The following is a 23,208-nucleotide window of genomic DNA, read 5'->3' on the forward strand; positions in this document are numbered from 1 at the left end:
GAAGTGAGCTGCGCAAATCGCCGCCAAGAGCGGCGATTTGCGCGCCAGTCTCAAGCCGCTGCGTGTTCTGTTGGGCCTGACCGGGCCTATCCGGCCTTCATGGGCGTTGCCATGCCCTCGTGCACCGAGAAATAGCGCCGGGCCAGGGCAACGAGTTCGTTGGTGCTGATCTGCCCCACCGTCTCCCAGCCGACGATGCGATGCGCCATCTCGGGACGGTGTTTCTCCACGTAGTGGCGCAAGTCGGCCTGCGCGGTGTGGGAGCCGGCAACAAGCACATCGGTGATTCCCTCCATCGCATCGCACACCTCGCCGAAGAACTCGTGCTCGCTGCGAACGGTGCTGCCGTGCTGGCGGGTGCAGTGGACATGCGCCCTGATCTGCTGCGCGAGAACCTGCGCAGCATCGAACTGAAGGATTTGCGCGGAGTGGTGATCGACCCAGGCGACGGCGTGGAAAAGCGACATGGAAGAACCCGTTGGGAAAACAAGAAAAAAGAGAGAGACCAACCCGACGCGCTCGCGCCCTACGCTTCGATGATCACTTTCAGCGCATGCGTCTCGGCCGCACGTCCGAAGGTGTCGTAGGCGTCCAGCACCTGGTCCAGCTTGAACCGGTGCGTGATCAGCCGGGCCGGGTCCACCTTGTGGGACTGCACCGTCTTCAGCAGCATCGGCGTCGACACCGTATCGACCAGCCGCGTGGTGATCGCGATGTTCTGCGACCACAGCCGCTCCAGGTGGAGTTCGGCCGGATGCCCATGCACGCCGATGTTCGCGATGGTGCCGCCGGGCGCCACGATGTCCTGGCACAGCAGGAAGGTGGCCGGTATGCCAACCGCCTCGATCGACACGTCGACGCCACGGCCACCGGTCAGCGCGAGCACTGCCTCGGCCGCCCTGCCGTCGGTGCTGTTGACCGTGTGCGTCGCGCCGAAGCGGCGTGCGACTTCGAGCCGGCCGTCGTCCAGGTCGATCAGGATGATCTGCGCCGGCGAATAGAACTGGGCCGTGAGCAGCGTGGCCAGGCCGATCGGCCCGGCGCCCACGATGGCCACCGTGCTGCCGGGCGCAACCTTGCCGTTGAGCACGCCGCACTCGAAGCCGGTCGGCAGGATGTCGCTCAGCATCACCAGCGCCTCTTCGTCCGCGCCTGGCGGGATCGGATAGAGGCTGGTGTCCGCGTGCGGAATGCGCACGTATTCGGCCTGCGTGCCGTCGATGGTGTTGCCCAGAATCCAGCCACCGGTGGTGCAGTGCGAATACATGCCGCGTCGGCAGTACTCGCATTTGCCGCACGACGAAATGCACGAGATCAGCACATGGTCGCCGGGGTGGAAGGCGGTCACGCCGGCACCGATGGTTTCGACGACGCCCACACCTTCGTGTCCGAGGATGCGGCCCGGCGTACACGTCGGCACGTCACCCTTGAGGATGTGCAGATCGGTGCCGCAGATGGTCGTCTTCAGGATCCGGACGATGGCGTCGCCCGACGCCTGGACCTCGGGCTTGGGACGGTCTTCGAGCGATTTGAGGCCGGGGCCTTGGTAGACGAGTGCTTTCATGTCCCCACGTTATGCGCACCGGCCGGTTCTCTCTTTGAGATAGCGCAAGGAATGAGTGCGTTCGTACCTCATGGACAGTGCGCACAATTTTGCGGATCGCACCTGTCGCGGACCTTGATGCAGGTCAACACGCCGCCCGCGCTGCCGTTGTCGCAGGCGCAAGGGCAAGCGCATCTTCTACAGTGTGGCCAACCCGGCCATGCTGGAAATGCTCGCGATTCTCTGTCGCCCCTGCTGTCCAAAGGAAGAATGATGATGTCCATCGACTGGAACCACTTCACGCCGTTCACCGCGCTCGCCGGTGGCGTGCTCATCGGCATTGCCGCGGCGATGTTCGTGCTGCTCAACGGGCGCATCGCAGGCATCAGCGGTGTGCTCGGAGGTCTGCTCGGCGCATCCAGGGGCGACGCTGTCTGGCGTGTCGCCTTCATTCTTGGGCTTGTGGGCGCGCCGCTGGTCTATCTGCTCTTTGCGGCGTTGCCCAGGCTGCAGATCGACGCGGGCTACGGCGCCCTGATTCTGGCGGGGCTGCTGGTCGGCATCGGCACTCGCTACGGGGCCGGCTGCACCAGCGGTCACGGGGTTTGCGGGCTCTCCCGCCTGTCGCCGCGCTCGCTCGTGGCCACGGTGGCGTTCATGGGCGCCGGCTTTGCCACGGTGTTCGTGACGCGTCACCTGCTCGGCGCCTGAGGACAACACCATGATCGCCCTTGCTTCATTGCTCGCCGGCCTGGTCTTCGGGCTCGGCCTCATCGTTTCCGGCATGGCCAATCCCGCCAAGGTGCTTGGCTTTCTCGACCTTGCCGGTCCCTGGGACCCCTCTCTGGCCTTCGTGATGGCGGGCGCCATCGCCGTCGGCGTGGTCGCGTTCACGGTGGCTGCACGCCGCAAGGTGTCCTTCCTCGGCGCCGAGATGCGCCTGCCCTCCTCGCGCCACATCGACCGCCGCCTGGTTGCCGGCAGCCTGCTCTTCGGCGTCGGGTGGGGTGTCGCGGGCTTCTGTCCCGGACCGGGCCTCGTCGCGCTGGGAATGGGCGAAGTCAAGGCCCTTGTCTTCGTGGCCGCGATGCTGGTCGGCATGGGCATCTTCGAGCTGTTGGAGCGTCGCGGGCACAACCGACGCGCATCCTGAAAGGCTGCGTCTCGCGCCGTTCGGGATGAACAGGCGCGTCAGGTCTTTCTTCGCGGCGCGTCCAGCGCCGAGTGCAGCGTGCACAGGGCGTCATGCACCACGTCCCGGCGGTCGGCCACATGAACCGGCGCGGCCGAGCTTGCCGGCGGTTCGCATGAAGCACGGCCCCGCCCTGGTTCAACAGCCCAGGGCCAGAACGCCCGCATCGGCGTCATGGCCAGCGCCTGCCAGTCCTCGGCGCGCATGACCGCATCCGCCTCGGCGCGGGTTTCCTCGATGCCTCGCTGCAGCGCGTTCGACCCGAGCGTCTCGCACAGCTCGCGCGCATGCAGCCAGATGCGCCACTGCGCCTTGCAAAGCGCCAGCGGGAAAGTGAATTCGGTGCCCATGATGTTGTCCTCTCGGACGGTGTCCGCGGGAACGAATGCTGAAGCCACGCCGTCGCGCCGGGCTTGCGCGGGATCAAGGCAACGCGCAACCACGCCTCGTGTATCGGTTGTTACCGCATTCACGAAGCACGAAGAGGGCGCGTTGCCGATGTGGCATGCGTGCTACGCTGGCGGCGATCCAGAATGTTTCAGCCAACATTCGTGCTCCATTTCCTTGCCATTGCATGAAACCTGCCCCTCACATCGCGGTGCTCGACGATGAAGTCGACATCACGCTGCTGCTGGCCAACTACCTTCAGGGCCACGGCTTCCGGGTCACCCAAGTTCACAACGGCCGCTCGCTGATGGCGCTCATGGGCACAGACCCGGCGGACCTGGTGCTGCTCGACCTGGGCTTGCCCGGCGAAGACGGCTTCTCCATTGCCCGCCGCATGCGTGAAAACTGGCGCTGCGGCCTCGTCATCGTGAGCGGCCGTGGCGACGCGGTGGACAAGATCGTGGGACTGGAAGTCGGTGCCGACGATTACGTGACCAAGCCCTTCGACCTGCGCGAACTGGTCGCCCGGGTCAAGGCCGTGCTGCGACGGCTGACGCCCGAGGCACCTATCGCTGCGGCGGCGGTTGCGGTAGCAGCGCCCCCCTCCCCCGACCGTCTGCGCTTTGCGGGCTGGCAGTTGGACACCGCCGCGCGCAGCCTGCGAAACCCGCAGGGCGAAGAGGTGCTGCTCACGGGCGGCGAATTCGACCTGCTGTGCGCTTTCGCCCGGCACCCCGGGCGCGTGCTCTCGCGCGACTTCCTGCTCGAAGAGACGCGCGGCCGCGAGGCCGCCCCCTTCGATCGCACGATCGACGTGCAGGTCGGGCGCCTGCGCAAGAAGATCGAGACGGATGCCGACGACCCGCAGCTCATCAAGTCGGTGCGCGGAGCGGGCTACATCCTCGTGCCGCCCGTCTCCCATGACTGACCCTGCGGGCAACCCGCCCTTCGTGCCGGACCTGCCCATGTCGGGCCTGCCTTCGGGCATCGAGGAAAGCAGCGTTTTCCGCTCCCTCTTCATCGCCTACCCCGACTCGCTGTTGCTGGTGGATCAGTCGGGCCACATCATGCTTGCCAACCCCTCGGCGGCCACGCTGCTGGGCTACGCCGTCGACGAACTGGTCGGCCTGAACGTGGACGTGCTGGTGCCCGACAGCATCCGTCCGCGCCATGCGTCCTACCGCGAAGCCTATGGCCGCGCGCCGCGTCCGCGCCCCATGGGCACGCACATGGAGCTGGTGGCCAAGCGCAAGGACGGCAGCGAAGTCATGGTCGAGATCGCGCTGAGCCCGCTGCAGAACCACGGGCTGCCCTTCGTGGTGGCGGCCATTCGCGACATCGGCGCCTATCCCCGCGTGAAGCAGGCGCTGCAGCGCGCCCGCTACAGCGAGCACCTGGCCCAACTGGGCCGACTGGCCGTCGACACACGCGACCTGCAGGTGGTGCTCAAGCATGTGCCGCAGATCATCACCACGGCTTTGCAGGTCGAAGTGGCGGTGGTGTGGCTGCTCGACAGCAACCGCCTTGAATTTCATGTGGCCAGCGGCGAGGGGTTGCTCACCGGCGAAGAGATTGGCGTGCGCGTCGCCAACCGGCCCGACACGCCGCCCGGCTTCGTGCTCTCCCAAGGCCGGCCGGTCGTGGTGCCGGACTACCGCGACGAACACCGTTTCGATGTGCCCCAGGCCTACCTCGATGCCGGGCTGACCAGCGCCATCGCGGTGCCGCTGTCCGATCGGGGACGCGTGATCGGCATGCTGTCGGTGCGCTCGAAGGAAGCCAAGCGCTTCGGCGATGAGGAGCTGCGATTTCTGGAATCGCTGTCCAGCCTGCTGGCCACCAGCCTGCAGCGCGTGCAGACCGAGGAGGCGCTCAACCATGCGCAGCGGCTCGAAAGCGTCGGCCAGCTCACGGGCGGCATCGCGCACGACTTCAACAACCTGCTGACCGTGATCCAGGGCAACCTGCAGGTGCTCGAGGAACTGCCCGCGCTGGCGCAGGACGCCCATGCACAACAGTTGGTGAACGCCGCCACGCGGGCCTCGCGGCGCGGCGCCGAACTCACGGGCAAGCTGCTGGCGTTTTCGCGGCGGCAGGTGCTCCAGCCGATGGCCGTCGACACCCGCACGCTGCTGCATTCGCTGGCCGACATGCTGCGCCGCACGCTCGACCAGCGCATCAACATCGAGATCGACACCGCGCCCGGCTGCCCGCCGGTGCTCGCGGACCCAGGTCAACTGGAGTCCGCGCTGCTGAACATCGCGATCAACGCGCGCGACGCCATGCCCGAAGGGGGGCTGCTGCGCTTTCGCACCGAGATGTGCGAGTCGCTGCCGACAGCCTTGCACAGCGAACGCAACGACCCGCAAAGCCATGCCGTCGGCCGCTTCGTCGCGATCTCCATCACCGACAGCGGCTCAGGCATGGGCGAGGACGTCAAGGAGCGCGCCTTCGAGCCCTTCTTCACCACCAAGGAGGCCGGCCGTGGCACTGGCCTGGGCCTGAGCACGGTCTATGGTTTCGTCAAGCAGTCCAAAGGCGCGATCGCCATCGACAGCAAGCCGGGCAAGGGCACCACGGTCAGCCTCTATCTGCCGCGCCTGGAAGAGACCGGCTCGCCGGCCATCGAGGACAAGCATGCCGATGCGACGATCCCGCCCGGCCTGCGCGTGATGCTGGTGGAGGACGATGCCGAAGTGCGCAAGGTGATTCACACCTTCCTGGCCACGCTGGGCTGCGAGATCGCAACGGCCGCCACAGCCGAACAGGCGCTTTCGGTCATGGACGCCAGCGCTGCGGATTTCGATCTGCTGCTGAGCGACATCGCGCTCGGGCCGGGCATCCGCGGCACCCGGCTGGCCGCCGAGGCGCAGCAGCGCTTTCCCCGGCTGGCGGTGCTGCTGATGTCCGGCTTCTCGTCCGAACTGCTGGATGCGGACCGCGAGGTTCCGCAGAGCTGGGAGCTGCTGCGCAAGCCCTGCACGCGCGCCGAACTTGCAAGGGCAATGGCCAGGGTGCTGGCCGGCCCCGCCTGAACGCGGCGGCCTGCGGCCCTGTCACTGCAGCATTGCGGGTGCCGGCGCCAGGCAGCGCTGCACGAAAGCCGACAAGGCGCCCACGTCGGGAATCCGCACATCGCGGCGGCCCTTCTCTGCGAAGCCGATGACCTTGTCCCGCGCCAGCCGCGACAGCGCCCGGCTCACGGTCTCCAGCGTCATGCCCAGGTAGTTGCCGATCTCGGCGCGGGTCATGCGCAAGGTGATCTGGTCGGTGCGCATGCCGCGCTCGGCCAGCGACTCGGCCCAGTAGCGCAGGAAGTCGGCCACGCGCGCGTCGGCCGGCAGCGTGCAGACGGACATCAGCGAATCGCGGTCGTGCGCGATCTCGCGGCTCATTGCGGTGTGCAACACCTGCAGCAAGCTGGGGTGCGGGATGCAGGCGCTCATCAGCGCTTCATAGGAAACCACCCAGATTTCGCCGGTGTCCATTGCCACTGCATCGCAGGAGTAGCGGCTGCCGGCGATGCCGTCGAAGCCGAGCCAGTCGCCGCGGAACTTCAGGCCGACCACCTGCTCGCGGCCGTCCGCCGTGAGGTTCACGATCTTGAAGAATCCCGAATTCAGGATGTAGAGGTTGCCGAAGCGTTCGCCGGCCTGGTAGATCACATCGCCCGTGTGCACGACACGGCGCAGCGGCTTCAACTGCTCGGCCAGCAGCCTGAGGGTGTCGCACGTGTGCTGGCCTGCGCGTTCCTGAGCGTCCGTGCCCTTCTTCGCGAATGCGGCGGCGTCGGCGGCCATCAGGCCGGGCATGGCCGCTGGCGTCTTCTTGGAAGTGGCAATCGTGAGCATCTGGAACTCCTGGTTTGTCTGTCGCATGTCGATGGACCGATGCTAGGAAGCTGCCGGCAATGCAGTGACAACGGCCGAAGTCGGTGCGTAACGCTCGGTGAATGGCATGTGTCCGGCGTGTATCAACGCCGTGTGCCGTGCACCAAGTCACAAGGCATCGCCTTGCGGCTTGATCTGCATCAAACCCGGCGCAACCAGCCTGGCTAGCCTCGACCGGTCATACATCGACCATTGCCATGCGCCTTCCGAATCAAATCCGCGAGCCCGAGGACGCTCCCCAGCTCTCGCCACTGGATGTGGCGAGCCTGCTGTGCCGGGCGCGCATCCTTCAGCGCGCCGCGCTGGCGGGCGCGATGCCCAGGCTGCTTCGCGGCAAGAACCTGGGGCTGCTGTGCGAAACCCGGTCCGACGAGGCGCAGGCGCTGTTTCGCAGCGCCGCCGAAGAGCTGGGCGCACATGTCGCCACGATGCCATCGAGCCTGTCGCTCGAAAGCGCGCCGCAGGAGGTGCAGCACACGGCCCGCATGCTCGGGCGCCTCTATGAGGCGGTGGAATGCCAGGGCCTGGACTCCGCCCTGGTACGGCAGATCGGCCAGCACGCGGGCATTCCGGTCTTCGATGGCGTCGCGATGGAGGGCCACCCTGCCGTCCAGCTTGCCGAACTGCTCGGCGACAAGACCTTGCCGGCCGACAACCGGCGCTTCATGGTGCAGGCGATGCTGCTGGAAAGCATCGGTTGAGCCGTCGGGCGCATTCCGCGCCCGCCCTTGATCCAGCGCAATGCGGGCAAGCCGCCTGCTTCCTACAGTGGATTGCACGGTCATTGCAATTTCTTCGCGATGGCCGATCTCCCCTAACCGCTCATTGCAAGGAATCCCCATGAAGACCGATACCCAATTGCGCGACGATGTTCAGGCCGAACTGGGCTGGGACCCGGCATTCAAGTCCGCCGACATCGGCGTGATCGTCAAGGACGGTGTGGTGACGCTCACCGGCCACCTGGCCAGTCATGCAGAGAAATACGCCGTGGAACGCGCCGTGCAGCGTGTGCACGGCGTGAAGGCAATGGCTGTCGAAATGACGGTGAAGCTGGCCTTCGGCAATGAGCGCACCGACGCCGACATCGCCATGGCCGCCGAGCGCGCACTCGAGTGGAACGTGCTGGTGCCGAACGGCAAGATCCGCCCCATGGTGGAAAAGGGCTGGCTCACGCTCGACGGCGAAGTCGAGTGGAGCTACCAGCGCGGCGCTGCCGAAGGCGCGGTGCGCGAGCTGATGGGCGTGACCGGCGTGTCCAACCTCGTGAAGATCACGCCGAAGGTGAGCCCCGCCGATGTGGAAAAGAAAATCCACGACGCGCTCTCGCGCCAGGCCGACCGCGAAGCCAGCCAGCTTTCCATTGCCGTCAACGGCTCGCAGGTCACGCTGCGCGGCACGGTGCATTCCTGGACTGAACGCGATGCGGTGCAAGGTGCTGCATGGGCCACGCCCGGCGTCTCGGTCGTGGTGAACGATCTGCTTGTGGACGCCTGATCGAGGCCGCGCGCGGGCGAACCTCGTCCGCGCGTGTTGGCCTGTGCATGCACATGCACATGCACATGCACAGGCTACTGCTCTGTGCATGCCGTCCGGCTCAATGCGACATCAGTACCGGCAGCGTCATCCACTGAAGGATCGACAGCGTCGCCCCGCCCAGCACCCATTCGCGCGCCCGGCTGTGGCCGTAGCAGCCCATGACCAGCAGGTCCGCGCTCAGGTCGGCCGCGAAGGACAGCAGCTTGTTGCCCGCGTCGTCGTCCTTGTTGCCGCCAGGATGCAGGGTGGCGTTCACGACGCCCTGGGTCCGCAGATAGTCCTGCAGGCACAGCAAGGAGTCTTCGGCGTTTTCGCCGTAGGCGACGACATGCACGCGCGACGCCGTGCGCAGCCATGGCAACGCCGCCGTCACCGCACGCGCGGCCTCGCGGGTCTCCTTCCATGCCACCAGCACGTTGCGGCCGATCGGGCCGATCGGCCCCGCATAGGGCAACACCAGCGCCGGCCGGCCGCTCTGCACCAGCACGCTGGGCAGGAAATCGCCGGGAAGCTCGCCGTCCATCGGGTCGTGGCGGTCGCGCTGGCCCAGGATCATCAGGTCGGCATAGAGCGCGCGCCGGGCGAAGCCCCAGGGGCCGTCGCTTTCCGGCTCGGCCCAATGCAGGCGCTGCGAGCCCGCGCTGTGCGCCATGAAGGTGGCGTGCATCTTGTCGCGCGCCGCCTTATCGATCTCCTGCATGATCGCGACGGCTTCCGCCGCAGCCTCGATGGCGAACGGGTAGCGCATGAGCGCGGACAGGGTGCTGGGCCGGCCCGTGACCTCGGCGTCGAAGGTCTCGGCCAGTTGGCGTGCCAACTTGATGCGCTCCACCGTGCGGGCTGAGCCGTCAAGGTGAAGCAGGATGGATTTGGGGGTCTGCATGAAAGCTCCTTCGACGGGCTGTGGGCGATGTACAGACCTTAGGCCCAGGCTTGCCATGCGGCCTTGCGCTGCATCAACCGTCCGCGCGCTTCCACGCGACAGCGCCGTGGCTTGATCGGGCGCAAGGCCGCAGCGGACATGCATGCCTAGTCTTGGGCATCTTCTTCCGGCTCCGACCGCTCAATCGCCCGATCACCCCATGAACCACACCACGCCCCCCTTCCAACAAGCCTGCATCGTGGGCAGCGGCATCGGCGCACTGTCTGCAGCCGTGCTGCTGATCCGCGACGCCGGCATGCCCGGCGACAGCATCCGTATCATCGAAGAGTCCCCGCTGCCGGGCGGTGCGCTCGACGGCGGCGGCAACGCACTTCAGGGCTACGTGACGCGCGGCGGCCGCATGTTCACCGACGAGACCTACACCTGCCTGTGGAATGTGCTGGAGAGCATTCCCTCGCCCGGCACGCCGAACCGCACGGTGCGCGACGAGATCCGCGCCTTCAACGCGCTGTGGCATTCCGACGCGCACGCCCGGCTGATCGACCGGAACCACCGGGTGCTCGACGCCAGCGACCTGGGCTTCAATTTCCAGGACCGGCTCGAACTGATGCGCCTGCTGGCCACACCCGAGCGCGCCCTGGGCACCCAGCGCATCGAGGAATGCTTCTCCACGCACTTCCTGGACACGCATTTCTGGGCCATGTGGCGCACCACCTTCGCGTTCCAGAACTGGCACAGCGCGGTCGAGCTCAAGCGCTACATGCTGCGCTTTCTGCAGGAGTTGCCGCGCATCCACACGCTGGGCGGCGTGCGGCGCACCGAGTTCAACCAGTACGACACTATCGTGCGTCCGATGGTGAAGTGGCTGCTGGAGCGCGGCGTGCGCTTCGACTACGGCATGCGCGTGGTCGATGTGGACTTCACCTCCGGCGCGGACGGCCTGCGGCTCGACACCCTGCATTGCGTGCAGGAGGGTCGATCGCTCAGCTATCGCTTGGGCGCGCAGGAATGCGCCTTCATCACCATCGGCTCCATGACGGCCGACTCGCGCAACGGCAACGACCACCAGGCACCGGAACTGGTGCGCGACCAGCGCGACGGCGCCTGGACCCTGTGGCGCAACATGGCGCGCAAGGCCCCCTGCTTCGGCCGGCCAGAGGCCTTCTGCGGCAACGTCGACGAGAGCAAGTGGGAGTCGTTCACGCTCACCATGCGCAGCCCGCTGCTGATCCAGCGCATCCAGGCCTTCTCGGGCAATGCGCCCGGCACCGGCGGGCTCATGACCTTCAAGGATTCAAGCTGGCTGATGTCGATCGTGGTGCCGCATGCGCCGCATTTCGAGGACCAGCCCGATGGCGTCTTCACGTTGTGGGGCTACGGCCTGCTGCTCGACACCCAGGGCAACTGCATCGAGAAGACGATGTCCCAGGCCAGCGGCCAGGACATATTGACGGAGCTCATGCACCACCTGGGCTTCGAGGACATCCTCGACGAAGTGCGGCGAACCACGACCGTGGTGCCGGTGATGATGCCCTACATCACCAGCGAGTTCGAATGCAGAAGCGCGTCGGACCGCCCGCCCGTCATACCGGCCGGCGCGAAGAACTTCGCCCTGCTGGGACAGTACGTGGAGATCCCCGAAGACGTGGTCTTCACGGTCGAGTACTCGGTGCGCGGCGCGATGCACGGTGTCTACGGACTCATGGGCCTGGACACCGAAGTGCCGCCCATCTACCACGGGATTGCCGACCCCAAGGTCGCGCTGGCCAGCCTGCGCACATTGCTGAGCTGACACGCCATGTGCATGAACCTCCTGAAAAAACTCGCCACCGCGCGGCTTCCCTGCACCGAGGGCGATTCCGCGGTGATCGACAGGTTGCGCGTGCTCGACGCAGCCGGCCACATCAAGGTGCTGATTCCGCCAGTCCATGCGGACTTCGATCACTGCCTGCGCCAGCCCCCGGCCATCGTGCTCGAGATCACGCCCTGTGGTCGCAACGCCCTGAGTACGAAGGCGGCAGAAGAACAGGCGCCATTGCCCGCCATGCCCCGGCCTGCGCGGACCTCCCGATCGAAGGCTGCGGGCATGGTGCTGGACCTCAGGCACCTGGTGGCCTGGTTCAGCGGCACCAAACGTGACCGGGGCCTGCCCAGGCTCGTTGCACACATCACCGGAGACCCTTCATGTTCAAACGCATCCTCGTTGCCACCGACGGTTCCACGCTCTCGAAGAAGGCCGTGACGAACGCGATCGCCCTTGCAGCCCAGACCGACGCCGACCTCGTGGCGCTTCATGTGATTCCGCGCTATCCCAAGAGCTATTTCGAGGGCGCCGTGACGTTTTCAGCCGAAGACATCGGTCGCATCGAGAAGCAATGGGCCGACAAGGCCCAGGCGATGCTCGACACCGTGAGCGCGCGTGCCAAGCAAAGTGGCGTGCGAGTCCGAACGGCGACGGCCAACTCCGATCTGGTGGCGGAATCGATCATTGCCGCGGCGAAGAAATACAAGAGCGACCTGATCGTGATGGCATCGCACGGCCGCAAGGGCATCAAGCGCCTGCTGCTGGGCAGCGAGACGCAGCATGTGCTGGCGAATTCGGCGTTGCCTGTGCTCGTTATTCGGTGAGCAACCGGGAGGATGCCGCCGGCTTTTTGTACGCCGTCACCCCAGAGGGCTCACTGACGCCAACGAAGGATCGAAATCGGCCTCGACACGGCCAATGTCGGGAACCCGTTGATATCGCAGCACGCGGTAGCCAGCTTCCGTCAGCATCGCATCGCGTTCAGCATCCCGCTGCGACGTGCCTGTCCGGTTCTTCTTGTCGCCAAGCTCGATCACAGCCACGACCTTGAATGCCCGATCGCACACGACGAAGTCGGCGATCTTGCGGCTGAACGTGCTGCGTGCTGCACGTGTGCGGGCCGTGAGCAACGCGCCGAAGCTGACCTGCGGCAGCACCACCAGATCAGGCAGCGTTTGCACGAGCCGGTTGTACATGGCTTGCTCGCGTGTCGTGAGCGGCGATCGCGCCTTGGGCCTGTCGACAAAGCCACCGCTGCTGTTTTGTGCGGATCTTTTCCTGGCGACCACTGCGAACACAAGCAGTCCGGCAACCAGCAAAAAGACCATGAATAGAAACGTATTCATCTCTGCTCCTTCTTCTGCGCAGAGTCTCGCACGAGTGCGAAGGCGCCCTCTTTTTGCATCGCGCCATGCCTGTTGGCGCGATGAATTCAGCGCTCAACGCGCAGGCAAATTCGCGGCGAGCGAATCAACCCGACTCACCACTTGCCGTCCTTGGGCACGGCCTTGGGCGCATTGGCTCTTGCAGCGGCCGCTGCAGTGATCATTGCCGCGGCATCCGAGCGGTTCGCCTTGTTCGCGAAGTCGACGGCGGTCATGCCGAGCTGGTTCTTCATCGTGGTGTCCGCACCTTCGTCCAGCAGCAGCTTCACGGCATCGCCCGAACCGTACATCGCGGCCATCATCAGCGGCGTGGTGCCGTTGGGCGATTGCGCGTCAATGAAGGCGTAGTTTTCGAGCAGCACCTTCATGATGGCCAACTGGCCGCTGGTGGCCGCGTAATGCAGCGGCGTCCAGCCCGTCTTGTTGACCGCGGCATCGCGCTTGAGCAGTTGGGCAACCAGATCCTGCTGGCCTTTGATGGCGGCCAGCATCAGCGGGGTTTCGTCCTTGGCATTGGCCAGGTCCACATCGGTCTGCGGCGATTCCAGCAACGCCTGGATGGCCTTGGGCGACGGCTCGCGCAGCGCGATGAGCAAGCCGGTCTGGCCGTGTTCGTCACGCGTATTCGGATCGAAGCCGCGCTTGAGCAGGCTGCGGACACCGCTGCCGTTGTCGCCGCGCACGGCACGGAAGAAGTCCTCGAAAGAACCCGCATGCGCTGCAAAAGATGCAGCCATGACAACAAGATAAATCGACTTCTTGAAGTAGTTCTTCATGATTTGACGTCCCTGAACAAAGTTTCGAAGTTGTCGCTCGTTGCCTTCGCGATGTCCTCTACGGGGACTTTTCGCAACTCGGCAATCTGTCGCGCCACGAAGGGCACGTACGACGGGTTGTTGGTCTTGCCCCGGTACGGCACAGGTGCCAGGTAGGGGCTGTCCGTTTCGATCAGCATGCGGTCGAGTGGCACGAAAGCGGCCACGTCGCGCAGGTCCTGAGCCTTCTTGAAGGTCAGGATGCCGGAAAACGAGATGTAGAAACCCAGGTCGAGCGCCGCACGTGCGACCTCGGCGGTTTCGGTGAAGCAATGGAACACGCCGCCTGCTGCCTTGCCTGCGCCCTCCTCGCCCTCCTCCTTGAGGATCGCCAGCGTGTCGGCCGACGCCTCGCGCGTGTGAATCACGAGCGGCTTGCGGGTCTGCTGCGCTGCGCGGATGTGAACGCGGAAGCGGTCGCGCTGCCACTCCATGTCGGCGACGCTGCGACCACCCTTGCGCTCTTCCATCTGGTAGTAGTCGAGGCCGGTTTCGCCGATGGCGACCACGCGGGGCCGGGCCGACAGCCGCACCAGGTCTTCGACGCTGGGCTCGGCGATGTCTTCGTTGTCGGGGTGCACGCCCACGCTGGCCCAGAAGTTGTCGTAGCTGGCAGCCAGCGCCTGCACGTCATCGAATTCTTCGAGCTTGGTGCAGATGCAAAGCGCCCGGGCGACCTGCGCGGCGGCCATGGCGGCGCGAATCTGCGGCATCTGGTCCGCGAACTCGGGAAAGGTCAGGTGGCAATGAGAGTCTGTGAACATCGGAAATGGTGTGGTGCGCGGCGCGCACGCCAGTGGGAGGCCGCGCCGTGTACGGAGTTCCGCGTCACGAGGACGGCAGGGAACTCAAATGGTCTGGGTCGGGCGGTCGGAGGCCATGGAGCCACCCAGCGCAGTCTCGATGCGCGCCTTGAGCTGGCGCGACTTTTCGTCGGATGGAAAACGGATGCCCACGCCGGGCGCCCGGTTGCCTGCGGCACGTGCCGGCGTGATCCAGGCGACCTTGCCGGCCACCGGGTAGCGCTGCGGGTCTTCAGGCAGCGTCAGCAGCACGTACACGTCGTCGCCCAGGCGGTACTCGCGCGAGGTCGGGATGAAGATGCCGCCCTCGGCAAACAGCGGGATGTAAGCCGCGTACAGCGCGCCCTTCTCCTTGATGGCGAGCTGGATGACGCTCGGCCGGGCGGGTGTGATGGCTGCAGGTGCAGCAGCGGGGGCGGCAGGTTGGTTCATGACGGGCGACGAGCGGCTGAGTTTAGGGTGCTTCGCGCTTCGCTCACAAGCGCTTCGAGCATGAGGCCCGCATTGAACGGGTGTTCCGCGGTCCTCGCGGCATTCGCGAGCGACTTCGACCAGCGCGCCAGCGCAAGCCGCGACGGCGCGGCAGGCAGATCGGCGGCATCGAAAAATCGGGGGTCGGCACCGTTGCCGACGGCCATCAGGTCGTGGCAGAGCTTTTGCAACGCGCCAACGGCCTGAGCCGGCGCGTGATCGGCCAGGGCACCTACGTCGCCGCGCGTCATGGCCTTCGGCAGCAAGGACCAGGCCTTGGGCGATTGGCCGGAGCGCGCCAGCCGCAGCGCATCGCTGGGGCGGCCGCCGGCGGCGCGCAGCAATGCGGTTGCGTCCGCCGCAGGCACGTCCTGCGCCACGAGCCAGGCTTCGGCCTCGGCGGTCTCGGGCCACGGCAGCGTGAAGCCCAGGCAGCGGCTGCGAATGGTCGGCAGCAGTTGCCACGCGGCCTCGCTGGCCAGCACGAAGCGCACGTCACCGACCGGCTCTTCGAGCGTCTTGAGCAGTGCGTTGGCAGTGATGTTGTTCATGCGCTCGGCCGGATACACCAGCACCACCTTGCCTCGGCCGCGTGCGCTGGTGCGCTGGGCAAAGCCGACCGCATCGCGCATCGCCTCGACCCGGATCTCGCGGCTGGCCTTGCGTTTCTTGTCGTCGATGTCGGCCTGGGCCTTCTCATCGAGCGGCCAGCCGAGTTCGCCCATTGCGACTTCGGGCATCAGCACGCAAAGGTCGGCGTGGGTGCGGACCTCGATGGCGTGGCAGCTCGGGCAATGGCCGCAAGCGGTGCCGCCCTCTTCCGTTGGCTGCTCGCACAGCCAGGCGGCGGCGAGTGCCAGCGCGAGTTCATATTGGCCAATGCCCGAAGGCCCTTGCAACAGCCAGGCATGGCCGCGCTGGCGCAGGAGCTCCGCCAGCGGCTGGTGCAGCCAGGGAGAAAGTGCCGGAATGCTCATCGGGCCGCTCCACCCAACGGCGCCAGCATGCCGCGCGCCACCAGCGCGGTTTCGACCTGCTGCCAGACCTGGTCACGCGCCTGGCTGGCGTCGATGCGCACAAAGCGCTGTGCGTCGGCGGCCGCGCGGGCGGCATAGCCCTGTGCCACGCGACGGAAGAACTCGACCGGCTGCGCCTCGAACTTGTCGGGCACGCGTGCGCCGGCCAGCCGCTGCGCCGCGATTTCGGGGGCAAGGTCGAACCACAGCGTGATCTGCGGCTGCAGCAATTCCGATGCGGGCAGCGACGCCCTGCCCGCCTGGGCCCATTGCTCCAGCGTCGACAGCACGGCTTCGTTGAAGCCGCGCCCTGCGCCCTGGTAGGCAAAGGTGGCATCGGTGAAGCGGTCGCACAGCACCACGTCGCCACGCGCGAGTGCCGGTTCGATGACCTGCACGATGTGGTCGCGCCGCGCCGCGAACACCAGCAGCGATTCGGTCAGCGGGTCCATTGGCTGTTCGAGGATCAGACCGCGCAGCGTTTCAGCCAGCGGCGTGCCGCCCGGTTCGCGCGTGCGCACAACGTCGCGGCCCTGCGCCCTGAACAGCGCCTCGAGTGCATCGAGGTGGCTCGACTTGCCCGCGCCATCGATGCCTTCCAGCGTCAGAAACAGACCGTGGTCACTCATTGGTTTGCCTTGGGTTTGGGGTCGCCGCCACCGCGCTGGTAGCGATTGACCGCGCGATTGTGGTCGTCGAGCGAGCTGCTGAACTGGCTCGTGCCGTCACCGCGCGACACGAAGTACAGCGACTTGCTCTGCGCCGGCTGCACCGCCGCCAGCAGCGCGGCCTTGCCGGGCATGGAGATCGGCGTGGGTGGCAGCCCGCCGCGCGTGTAGGTGTTCCAGGGGGTGTCGGTCTGCAGGTCTTTCTTGCGCAGGTTGCCGTCGAAGGCCGTTCCCATGCCATAGATCACCGTCGGATCGGTCTGCAACGGCATGCCGATGCGCAGGCGGTTGGCGAACACGGCAGCGATTTCCGCGCGGTCGTTGGCCTTGCCTGTCTCCTTTTCGACAATGCTGGCCAGAATAAGCGCCTCTTCGGCCGTCTTGATCGGTAAATCGGCGGCCCGGGCTGCCCAGGCGGCTTCGAGCTTCTTGTCCATGGCCCGCATCGCACGCTGCAGCAGGACGATATCGGTCGAGCCCTTGGAGTAGGTGTAGGTATCGGGGAAGAAGCGGCCTTCGGGGTGCACGCCCGGTTTGCCGAGCTTGGCCATCAGCGCCTCATCGGTGAGGCCCACGCTGTCGGGCTTGAGCTGGTCGGCCTTGGCCAGCGCGGCGCGCACCTGGCGGATGTTCCAGCCCTCGACCAGCACCAGGCTGCGCGTGGCTTCTTCGCCGCGCACCAGGATGTTGAGCAGCATCTTGGGCGTGACGCCGCGTTCCAGTTCGTAGCTGCCCGCGCGCATCTGGCGGTCTTGCCCCGACACGCGGAACCACAGGTAGAGCAGTTGCGGCTGCACGTCGACACCGGCATCGGCCACCGCCTGCGCAATGCCGCGCGGCGTGGTACCTGGCTCGACCGACAGGTCGACGCTGGGCGCCGACAGCTTCAGGGGCTGGTGAACCCACCAGAGGCCACCACCGCCAAGCGCGAGCGCGACAAGGGCGGCGAGCAGGAAAAGCGTGAGGAAAAAGCTGCGCACGAGTCCGATGGGAAGTTGAGGAAACGGGAGAAAAGAAAGAGCGCCCGGGGACAGAAAAAACAGCGGCCCTGCGGGCAACAAGGAGGGAGCCCCTGCCGCCCCGAAGGAACAGGCCCGGCCATGATAATTCAGCGATGACCACAGTCGTTCTCAATGGGGTGACCGCCCTCTCGCACCTCGGCGTGATCCGCGCCGAAGGCCCCGACGCCGCCAGTTTCCTGCACGGCCAGCTCACACAGGACTTCTCCCTGCTCGGCGCCACCGAGGCGCGGCTGGCCGCGCTGTGCACCGCCAAGGGCCGCGTCATCGCGAGCTTCATCGGCATCCGGCCGCAGCCCGAACTGATCCTGCTGGTGTGCAGCCGCGACATCCTGGCCGCGACGCTCAAGCGCCTGTCGATGTATGTGCTGCGCGCCAAGGTCAAGCTGACCGACGCCACCGAACAGGTCGCATTGCATGGCCTGGCGGGCACCGCACTGACGGCCAACGGCCTCGAAGCCTCCACGCCACCGGGCAAGCGCACTGCCATCGGCGAGGACATCAGCGCTGTATCGCTGTACCCGGCAGACGGTGTGCCGCGCGCGCTCTGGATCGCTCCGGCCGGCCATGCGGCGCCTGTCGGCCCGGCGCTCGATCTGGCCGTGTGGCAATGGAGCGAGGTGCGCAGCGGCATCGTCACGCTGACCACGCCGGTCATCGAGGCCTTCGTGCCCCAGATGATCAATTACGAGTCGGTGGGTGGCGTCAACTTCAAGAAGGGCTGCTACCCCGGCCAGGAAATCGTGGCGCGCAGCCAGTTTCGCGGCACGCTCAAGCGCCGCACCTATCTTGTCCAGGCCGATGCGCCCCTGTCCGCCGGCCAGGAAGTCTTTGCCGGAAATGATGCCGAGCAGCCCGTGGGCACCGTCGCGCAAGCAGCGCCCGCCCCCGATGGCGGCTGGGCCGCGCTGATCTCCATGCAGATTTCGGCGCTCGAAACCGGTGGCCTGCGTGCCGGTGCGGCGGATGGGGCATCGCTCACGGTCGAGCCGCTGCCCTACCCTCTGCTCGAAGACATCTGAGGTTTTCACCACGCCGGCACGTCGCCGGGTGGGGGCGTTCGGGGTGCGTGCGAATGACACCAGGTACTCCCCTCCGCGAATGTCCCCCGCTTCGCTCCTCCTTTATTTCGCTGCGGGGACCACCTGGCGTCATTCGCACTGGGCACGCTGCTGGTGTACCGCCGATCAACAACCGCCCTGTCCAACGCTCACGTCGATACGGGGCTCTTTTTCGCGAAATAAAGGAGGAGCGAAGCGGGGGACATTCGCGAAAAAGAGCACCGTGTCGGCGGGAGCGTCGCCCTGAACGACAGCGCCAAGAACAACGCCCTGCAAACGGAACCCCGGCGCCATTCAACAAGATGGCACTTTTTTTTCGCTTCGTTTAACCCTGCCCACGTTGCTGCTCCGTAGAAGCCTGCATCGATCAACTCCTGGCAAGGAAGAACCCATGAAGCGCAGACTCTTTTCCACCGTCCTGGCACTCACTGCGTTGTCGGCGGCTGCGGACAGCCCGGCCCGGCCCTACATGCCGCAGACACCCGCCAGCAGCATCGGCATGCTGATGAAGATCAGCGTGGTCGACCGCAGCAGCGGCGCCGAGTTGCCGATCTACCTTTATCGCGGTGAGTACTGGGTGGCCGGCCGCCCCGGTGCGCGCTACGCGATCCGGGCTTTCAACGCAGTCGGCGAACGCGTCATGGCCGTGATGTCGGTGGACGGCGTGAACATCGTCACCGGCGAAACCGCGGGCATCGGGCAGAACGGCTATGTCTTCAGCGGGCTCGAGCGCAGCGACATCACGGGCTGGCGCAAGAGCGACTCGCAGATTGCAGCCTTCCAGTTCGCCTCGGCCGGCAACTCCTACGCCAGCCGCACGGGCCGCCCGGACGACGTTGGCGTGATCGGCGTCGCGATGTTTCGCGAGCGCAGGTCCGAGCCGCCACCGCCGCAGATCGCGCCTTACTCGCGCCGCGACGAATACGGCAACGACCGCGAGCAACGCGAGTCTTCATCGATGGGCGATGCGCGCGCCAAGTCCAGGTCCGCCGACAGCGCGGTCGCGGCCGAAGCGCCCGCAGGCAGCATGGCGCGCCAGCAGGCGCCCAGCCCAAGCCTGGGCACGGCCCACGGCCGCCGCGAGAACTCGTATGTCGGCAAGACCACCTTCGAGCGCGCTCAGTCGACGCCCGACGACGTGGTTCGCATCCGCTACGACAGCCGCGAGAACCTCATCGTGGCCGGTGTGATTCCGCCCGCGCCCCCGCCGCGCTGGACACGCCCTTCCGGCCCGTCGCCCTTCCCCGGCTCGGACCCCGGCTACGTGCCGGACCCACCCCGTCGCTATTGAAGAAAAGAAGACGCAGGCTCAGCGCAACGTGCGGCGCATCTCGACGTGCGGGATGCCGGCTTCGTCGAAGCCGTCGCCGTGCGGCGCATAACCCAGCCGCGCATAGAAGTGCTCGGCGCTGCGCTGCGCATTCAGCGCCACCTCGCGGTCGCCGCGCGCCTGGGCAGCTTCTTCCAGCACCTTCATCACGGCGGCGCCATGCCCGCCGCTGCGCAGGTTGCGATGCACCGCCATGCGGCCGATGTGCGAGACGCCTTCTTCGGCGGCCAGCAGCCGCCCCGTGGCGATGACCTGCCCGAGCCGGTTGCGGGCCACCGCATGCAGCACGACCGCATCGTGCGCGTCCCACTCCATCTGTTCGGGAATGTTCTGCTCCTCGATGAAGACGGCGCGCCGCAAGGCGCTCGCGCCTTCGCCCAACCTGTCCCAGTCGCCCGTCTCGACGGTGCGCATCGGCTCGCCGGCCTCGAAGCCCGTGAGTGCATCGCGCAGGGCGGCCGGCACGGGCCTGGAAGTCTGCGTGGCCGGATCGGCAAACACATAGACCAGCTCGCAGCCGACCAGGAACTGGTCTTGGCGGAACAGCCCACCCTCGAAGGTCATCGACGAATTGCCGATGCGCGCGCACCGCATGCCCACGTCGATCACATCGTCCATGCGCGCCGACCCGCGAAAGTCGATGGTCGCCTTGCGCACATACAAATCGCCGCCCAGCGAGTGCATCGCCTCTTCGTACGGAAGCGCCATCGCGCGCCAGTAGTCGGAAATGGCCGTGTCGAAGTACATCAGGTAGTGCGCGTTGAAGACGATCTTCTGCATGTCGACTTCAGCCCAGCGCACGCGCAGGCGATGGAAGAAACGGAAATCCTTGCGTTGAGGTGTGGTGTCGGTCATGGGTTCAGTGCTTCCTTGAGGGCCAGGGCCGCGTCGTTCTGCGCCTGCAGCGCTTCGGGGATCGCGCGGCCCATCTTGATGAATTCGTGAATCACGCCACGGTAGATTTCGAGGTCGACCCGCACGCCCGCAGCGCGCAGCTTGTCGGCGTAGGCAATGCCTTCGTCCTCCACCGCATCGCACTCGGCCAGGCCGATCCAGGCGGGCGCCACGCCATCGACATCGTCGGCCAGCAGCGGCGCGAATCGCCAGTCGTCGCGGTCGGCCGGGGTGCGCACGTACTGGGCGAAGAAGAAATCGATCATGGCCTTCGTCAGCAGCGGGCCGTTGGCGTGGCGAAGGTGCGAGGCCGTGTCCTGGTGCGCGGTGGTGCCGGGGTAGATCAGCATCTGCAGCGCCAGCGGCAGGCCTGCGTCTCGCGCCAGGATGGCGCACACCGCGGCCAGCGTGCCTCCGGCGCTGTCGCCGCCCACCGCCAGACGGCTCGCATCGAGACCGAGGCTTGCGCCTTCTTTCGCGATGAACTGGAAGGCATCCCATGCGTCGTTCGACGCGGTCGGAAACTTGTGCGCGGGTGCGAGCCGGTAATCGACCGACACCACCGCGCAACCGCTCTTCTGGCTCAGCACGCGGCACAGCGTGTCGTGCGTGCGGATGTTGCCGACCGTGAAGCCGCCGCCATGAAAGTAGATGAGCACCGGCAGCACGTCCAACGACGGCGCGTAGAGCCGCGCAGGTATCGCAAAGCCATCGCGCGCCGCGATGCTGAAGTCTTCGATGCGCGCCAGCTCGGGCTTGGGCACCTCGAGCACACCCGCGCCTTTCTCGTACGAGGCCTTGGCCTCGTCGGGCGTGAGCTGGTCGAGCGTGGGATGGCCGGCGCGCGCCATGCGCTCGATCACGCTGGCCATCTTCGCGGTGAGCGGCGGCTGTGCCGGTGTCGTTGGAGGATTCGTCGTCATGAGAACTGAAAGAGCATCTGCGTCGTTGCAGCCCGCGGTGTGCCGGGCGCGACAGCGGCAAGGGTTTTGTTCATGTGCAAGACTGCCCCTGCTTGTTAGATTTGGGTGGTCAGCAATCGTACTGCCCCAGGCACTCCCACCTCATGGCCCTCATCCAATACCTCACCCAGATCCAGTTCGAATTCGGCGCCATCAAGCTCCTGTCGAGCGAATGCGCGCGCATCGGCATCAACCGCCCGCTGATCGTGACCGACGCAGGCGTGCGCGCGGCCGGCGTGCTGCAAAAGGCGCTCGATGCCATCGCCGATCTCGAAGTCTCGGTGTTCGACCAGACGCCCTCCAACCCCACCGAAGCTGCCGTGCGCGCGGCCGTCGAGCTGTACCGCAGCGGCCGCTGCGACGGCCTGATCGCCGTGGGCGGCGGCTCTGCCATCGACTGCGCCAAGGGCGTGGCCATCGCGGCCACACACGAAGGTCCGCTCAAGACCTACGCCACCATCGAAGGCGGTTCGCCAAAGATCACCGAACGCGCGGTGCCGCTGATCGCGGTGCCCACCACCAGCGGCACCGGCAGCGAGGTGGCGCGCGGCGCCATCGTCATCGTCGACGACCACCGCAAGCTTGGTTTTCACAGCTGGTTCCTGATGCCCAAGGCCGCCATCTGCGACCCCGAACTCACGCTCGGCCTGCCACCCAGGCTCACGGCCGCCACCGGCATGGACGCCATCGCGCACTGCATGGAGACCTTCATGTCGGCCGCCTTCAACCCGCCCGCCGACGGCATCGGCCTCGACGGCCTCGAGCGCGCGTGGGGCCACATCGAACGCGCGACCAAGGACGGCAGCGACCGCGAGGCGCGCCTGAACCTCATGAGCGCGTCGATGCAGGGCGCCATGGCTTTCCAGAAGGGCCTGGGCTGCGTGCATTCGCTGAGCCACAGCCTAGGCGGCGTCGATCCGCGCCTGCACCACGGCACGCTCAACGCCCTCTTCCTGCCTGCAGTGATTCACTTCAACGCAGGGGCTGAGTCGGTGCAGAAAGAGCGGCGCCTGCAGCGCATGGCGCAGGCCATGCACCTCGATTCGGCCGGTGATCTTGGCGACGCGATCCGCGACATGAATGCGCGCCTGGGCCTGCCCAAGGGCCTGGCCGAAGTCGGCGTCACGCCCGAGCTGTTCGAGAAGATCATCGACGGCGCCATGGCCGACCACTGCCACAAGACCAATCCGCGGCTGGCTTCGCGCGACGACTACAGGGCGATGCTCGAAGCGTCGATGTAGGCGCTGAACGAAGCCAGGCGGGCGCTGCAACGGCGTCCGCAAGCTGAGACTTCTCGGTCTCGATCGGGCTCCCGCGCGGATCGCCCGACACAAATCCCCACGATTTCCCTTTCTCCCGTCGGTCGACGCCGCGCAGTCGCGCGCAGCGTCTGTATTTCTTTTAAATCAATTCAAGTCAGCCTCCGGTCAGGCGGTAAAAAATAAATTCCGCCTGTCAAATAATTAATTCATCAATTAAAGGCTGAATATAGAAAAGAATGCATTTCTGCCGCGTGTAGTGTGGATTTATTACACATCATTCGGCGCCG

26 protein-coding genes are annotated in these 23,208 nt (G+C 66.3%); 12 read left to right on the forward strand and 14 right to left on the reverse strand.

Annotated features, from left to right (window positions below; translation table 11 throughout):
• Window positions 1–86: 86 nt before the first annotated feature.
• Together H7F35_RS29560 and H7F35_RS29565 are read right to left on the reverse strand one after the other, a co-directional pair.
• Window positions 87–467 carry a hypothetical protein gene (locus tag H7F35_RS29560; protein ID WP_187110059.1) on the reverse strand — a complete coding sequence of 127 codons (381 nt, stop codon included), beginning with the start codon at window positions 465–467 and terminating at the stop codon, window positions 87–89.
• A gap of 59 nt (window positions 468–526) precedes the next feature.
• Complete coding sequence (locus tag H7F35_RS29565; protein WP_187110060.1) at window positions 527–1,564, reverse strand: zinc-dependent alcohol dehydrogenase family protein; 1,038 nt, start codon at window positions 1,562–1,564, stop codon at window positions 527–529.
• 255 nt (window positions 1,565–1,819) lie between these two features.
• Between H7F35_RS29565 and H7F35_RS29570 the strand changes: the two genes are divergently transcribed.
• Complete coding sequence (locus tag H7F35_RS29570; protein WP_187110061.1) at window positions 1,820–2,254, forward strand: YeeE/YedE family protein; 435 nt, start codon at window positions 1,820–1,822, stop codon at window positions 2,252–2,254.
• A 10-nt stretch (window positions 2,255–2,264) separates the two neighbouring features.
• A complete protein-coding gene (locus H7F35_RS29575; RefSeq protein WP_187110062.1) occupies window positions 2,265–2,696 on the forward strand; it encodes a YeeE/YedE family protein in 432 nt (143 codons plus the stop codon).
• A gap of 38 nt (window positions 2,697–2,734) precedes the next feature.
• Here the strand turns inward: H7F35_RS29575 and H7F35_RS29580 are convergent, their stop codons facing one another.
• The gene (locus H7F35_RS29580) at window positions 2,735–3,085 is read right to left on the reverse strand and encodes a hypothetical protein (protein ID WP_187110063.1); all 351 of its coding nucleotides are present in this window, start codon (window positions 3,083–3,085) and stop codon (window positions 2,735–2,737) included.
• A 224-nt stretch (window positions 3,086–3,309) separates the two neighbouring features.
• Between H7F35_RS29580 and H7F35_RS29585 the strand changes: the two genes are divergently transcribed.
• Window positions 3,310–4,050: a winged helix-turn-helix domain-containing protein gene (locus H7F35_RS29585; protein ID WP_187110064.1), complete on the forward strand. Its 741-nt coding sequence runs from the start codon at window positions 3,310–3,312 to the stop codon at window positions 4,048–4,050.
• Window positions 4,043–6,157, forward strand: a complete 2,115-nt coding sequence (locus H7F35_RS29590) for a PAS domain S-box protein (RefSeq protein ID WP_187110065.1) — start codon at window positions 4,043–4,045, stop codon at window positions 6,155–6,157. Before H7F35_RS29585 ends, H7F35_RS29590 begins: the two co-directional genes overlap by 8 nt.
• 21 nt (window positions 6,158–6,178) lie before the next feature.
• Here H7F35_RS29590 and H7F35_RS29595 read toward each other — a convergent pair whose 3' ends face one another.
• Window positions 6,179–7,000, reverse strand: a complete 822-nt coding sequence (locus tag H7F35_RS29595) for a Crp/Fnr family transcriptional regulator (RefSeq protein ID WP_261803411.1) — start codon at window positions 6,998–7,000, stop codon at window positions 6,179–6,181.
• Between the two features lie 209 nt (window positions 7,001–7,209).
• Between H7F35_RS29595 and H7F35_RS29600 the strand changes: the two genes are divergently transcribed.
• Entirely contained in the window at window positions 7,210–7,713 is a 504-nt protein-coding gene (locus H7F35_RS29600) for an ornithine carbamoyltransferase (protein WP_187110066.1), read from the forward strand.
• A 139-nt stretch (window positions 7,714–7,852) separates the two neighbouring features.
• Window positions 7,853–8,506 carry a BON domain-containing protein gene (locus H7F35_RS29605; RefSeq protein ID WP_187110067.1) on the forward strand — a complete coding sequence of 218 codons (654 nt, stop codon included), beginning with the start codon at window positions 7,853–7,855 and terminating at the stop codon, window positions 8,504–8,506.
• A gap of 100 nt (window positions 8,507–8,606) precedes the next feature.
• On the opposite strand, the gene H7F35_RS29610 is transcribed toward H7F35_RS29605, so the two are convergent.
• Entirely contained in the window at window positions 8,607–9,431 is an 825-nt protein-coding gene (locus H7F35_RS29610) for a universal stress protein (RefSeq protein ID WP_187110068.1), read from the reverse strand.
• A 199-nt stretch (window positions 9,432–9,630) separates the two neighbouring features.
• Between H7F35_RS29610 and H7F35_RS29615 the strand changes: the two genes are divergently transcribed.
• From H7F35_RS29615 to H7F35_RS29625, 3 genes are read left to right on the forward strand one after another with little or no spacing between them, the layout of a single operon-like run.
• Window positions 9,631–11,223, forward strand: a complete 1,593-nt coding sequence (locus H7F35_RS29615; RefSeq protein WP_187110069.1) for an oleate hydratase — start codon at window positions 9,631–9,633, stop codon at window positions 11,221–11,223.
• A 12-nt stretch (window positions 11,224–11,235) separates the two neighbouring features.
• Window positions 11,236–11,673, forward strand: a complete 438-nt coding sequence (locus H7F35_RS29620; RefSeq protein WP_187110070.1) for a hypothetical protein — start codon at window positions 11,236–11,238, stop codon at window positions 11,671–11,673.
• Window positions 11,616–12,059 (forward strand): universal stress protein, encoded by a 444-nt coding sequence (locus H7F35_RS29625; RefSeq protein WP_187110071.1) that lies wholly within the window; start codon window positions 11,616–11,618, stop codon window positions 12,057–12,059. The genes H7F35_RS29620 and H7F35_RS29625 overlap by 58 nt, the downstream gene beginning before the upstream one ends.
• Before the next feature lie 36 nt (window positions 12,060–12,095).
• Here the strand turns inward: H7F35_RS29625 and H7F35_RS29630 are convergent, their stop codons facing one another.
• From H7F35_RS29630 to mltG, 7 genes are all read right to left on the reverse strand, one after another.
• Window positions 12,096–12,581, reverse strand: a complete 486-nt coding sequence (locus tag H7F35_RS29630) for a DUF2726 domain-containing protein (RefSeq protein WP_187110072.1) — start codon at window positions 12,579–12,581, stop codon at window positions 12,096–12,098.
• Window positions 12,582–12,715: 134 nt separating this feature from the next.
• Complete coding sequence (locus H7F35_RS29635; RefSeq protein ID WP_187110073.1) at window positions 12,716–13,396, reverse strand: ankyrin repeat domain-containing protein; 681 nt, start codon at window positions 13,394–13,396, stop codon at window positions 12,716–12,718.
• Window positions 13,393–14,199, reverse strand: a complete 807-nt coding sequence (locus tag H7F35_RS29640) for a TatD family hydrolase (RefSeq protein ID WP_187110074.1) — start codon at window positions 14,197–14,199, stop codon at window positions 13,393–13,395. Before H7F35_RS29640 ends, H7F35_RS29635 begins: the two co-directional genes overlap by 4 nt.
• 84 nt (window positions 14,200–14,283) lie before the next feature.
• Window positions 14,284–14,670, reverse strand: a complete 387-nt coding sequence (locus H7F35_RS29645; protein WP_187110075.1) for a PilZ domain-containing protein — start codon at window positions 14,668–14,670, stop codon at window positions 14,284–14,286.
• Window positions 14,667–15,686 carry a DNA polymerase III subunit delta' gene (locus H7F35_RS29650; RefSeq protein WP_187110076.1) on the reverse strand — a complete coding sequence of 340 codons (1,020 nt, stop codon included), beginning with the start codon at window positions 15,684–15,686 and terminating at the stop codon, window positions 14,667–14,669. The genes H7F35_RS29645 and H7F35_RS29650 overlap by 4 nt, the downstream gene beginning before the upstream one ends.
• Complete coding sequence (gene tmk, locus H7F35_RS29655; protein ID WP_187110077.1) at window positions 15,683–16,354, reverse strand: dTMP kinase; 672 nt, start codon at window positions 16,352–16,354, stop codon at window positions 15,683–15,685. Before tmk ends, H7F35_RS29650 begins: the two co-directional genes overlap by 4 nt.
• Entirely contained in the window at window positions 16,351–17,373 is a 1,023-nt protein-coding gene (gene mltG / locus H7F35_RS29660) for an endolytic transglycosylase MltG (RefSeq protein WP_187110078.1), read from the reverse strand. The genes tmk and mltG overlap by 4 nt, the downstream gene beginning before the upstream one ends.
• A gap of 134 nt (window positions 17,374–17,507) precedes the next feature.
• Between mltG and H7F35_RS29665 the strand changes: the two genes are divergently transcribed.
• The gene (locus tag H7F35_RS29665; protein ID WP_187110079.1) at window positions 17,508–18,434 is read left to right on the forward strand and encodes a YgfZ/GcvT domain-containing protein; all 927 of its coding nucleotides are present in this window, start codon (window positions 17,508–17,510) and stop codon (window positions 18,432–18,434) included.
• Between the two features lie 430 nt (window positions 18,435–18,864).
• On the forward strand, window positions 18,865–19,764 hold the full coding sequence (locus H7F35_RS29670) for a hypothetical protein (protein WP_187110080.1): 900 nt from the start codon (window positions 18,865–18,867) through the stop codon (window positions 19,762–19,764).
• 18 nt (window positions 19,765–19,782) lie between these two features.
• Here H7F35_RS29670 and H7F35_RS29675 read toward each other — a convergent pair whose 3' ends face one another.
• Both H7F35_RS29675 and H7F35_RS29680 read right to left on the reverse strand, forming a co-directional pair.
• A complete protein-coding gene (locus tag H7F35_RS29675) occupies window positions 19,783–20,658 on the reverse strand; it encodes a YbgC/FadM family acyl-CoA thioesterase (RefSeq protein ID WP_187110081.1) in 876 nt (291 codons plus the stop codon).
• Complete coding sequence (locus H7F35_RS29680; protein ID WP_187110082.1) at window positions 20,655–21,620, reverse strand: alpha/beta hydrolase; 966 nt, start codon at window positions 21,618–21,620, stop codon at window positions 20,655–20,657. Before H7F35_RS29680 ends, H7F35_RS29675 begins: the two co-directional genes overlap by 4 nt.
• A gap of 143 nt (window positions 21,621–21,763) precedes the next feature.
• Between H7F35_RS29680 and H7F35_RS29685 the strand changes: the two genes are divergently transcribed.
• Complete coding sequence (locus H7F35_RS29685) at window positions 21,764–22,900, forward strand: iron-containing alcohol dehydrogenase (RefSeq protein WP_187110083.1); 1,137 nt, start codon at window positions 21,764–21,766, stop codon at window positions 22,898–22,900.
• The last annotated feature ends 308 nt before the right edge of the window (window positions 22,901–23,208 follow it).

The sequence above is a fragment of the Variovorax sp. PAMC26660 genome, from assembly GCF_014302995.1.
Lineage (GTDB): Bacteria > Pseudomonadota > Gammaproteobacteria > Burkholderiales > Burkholderiaceae_C > Variovorax.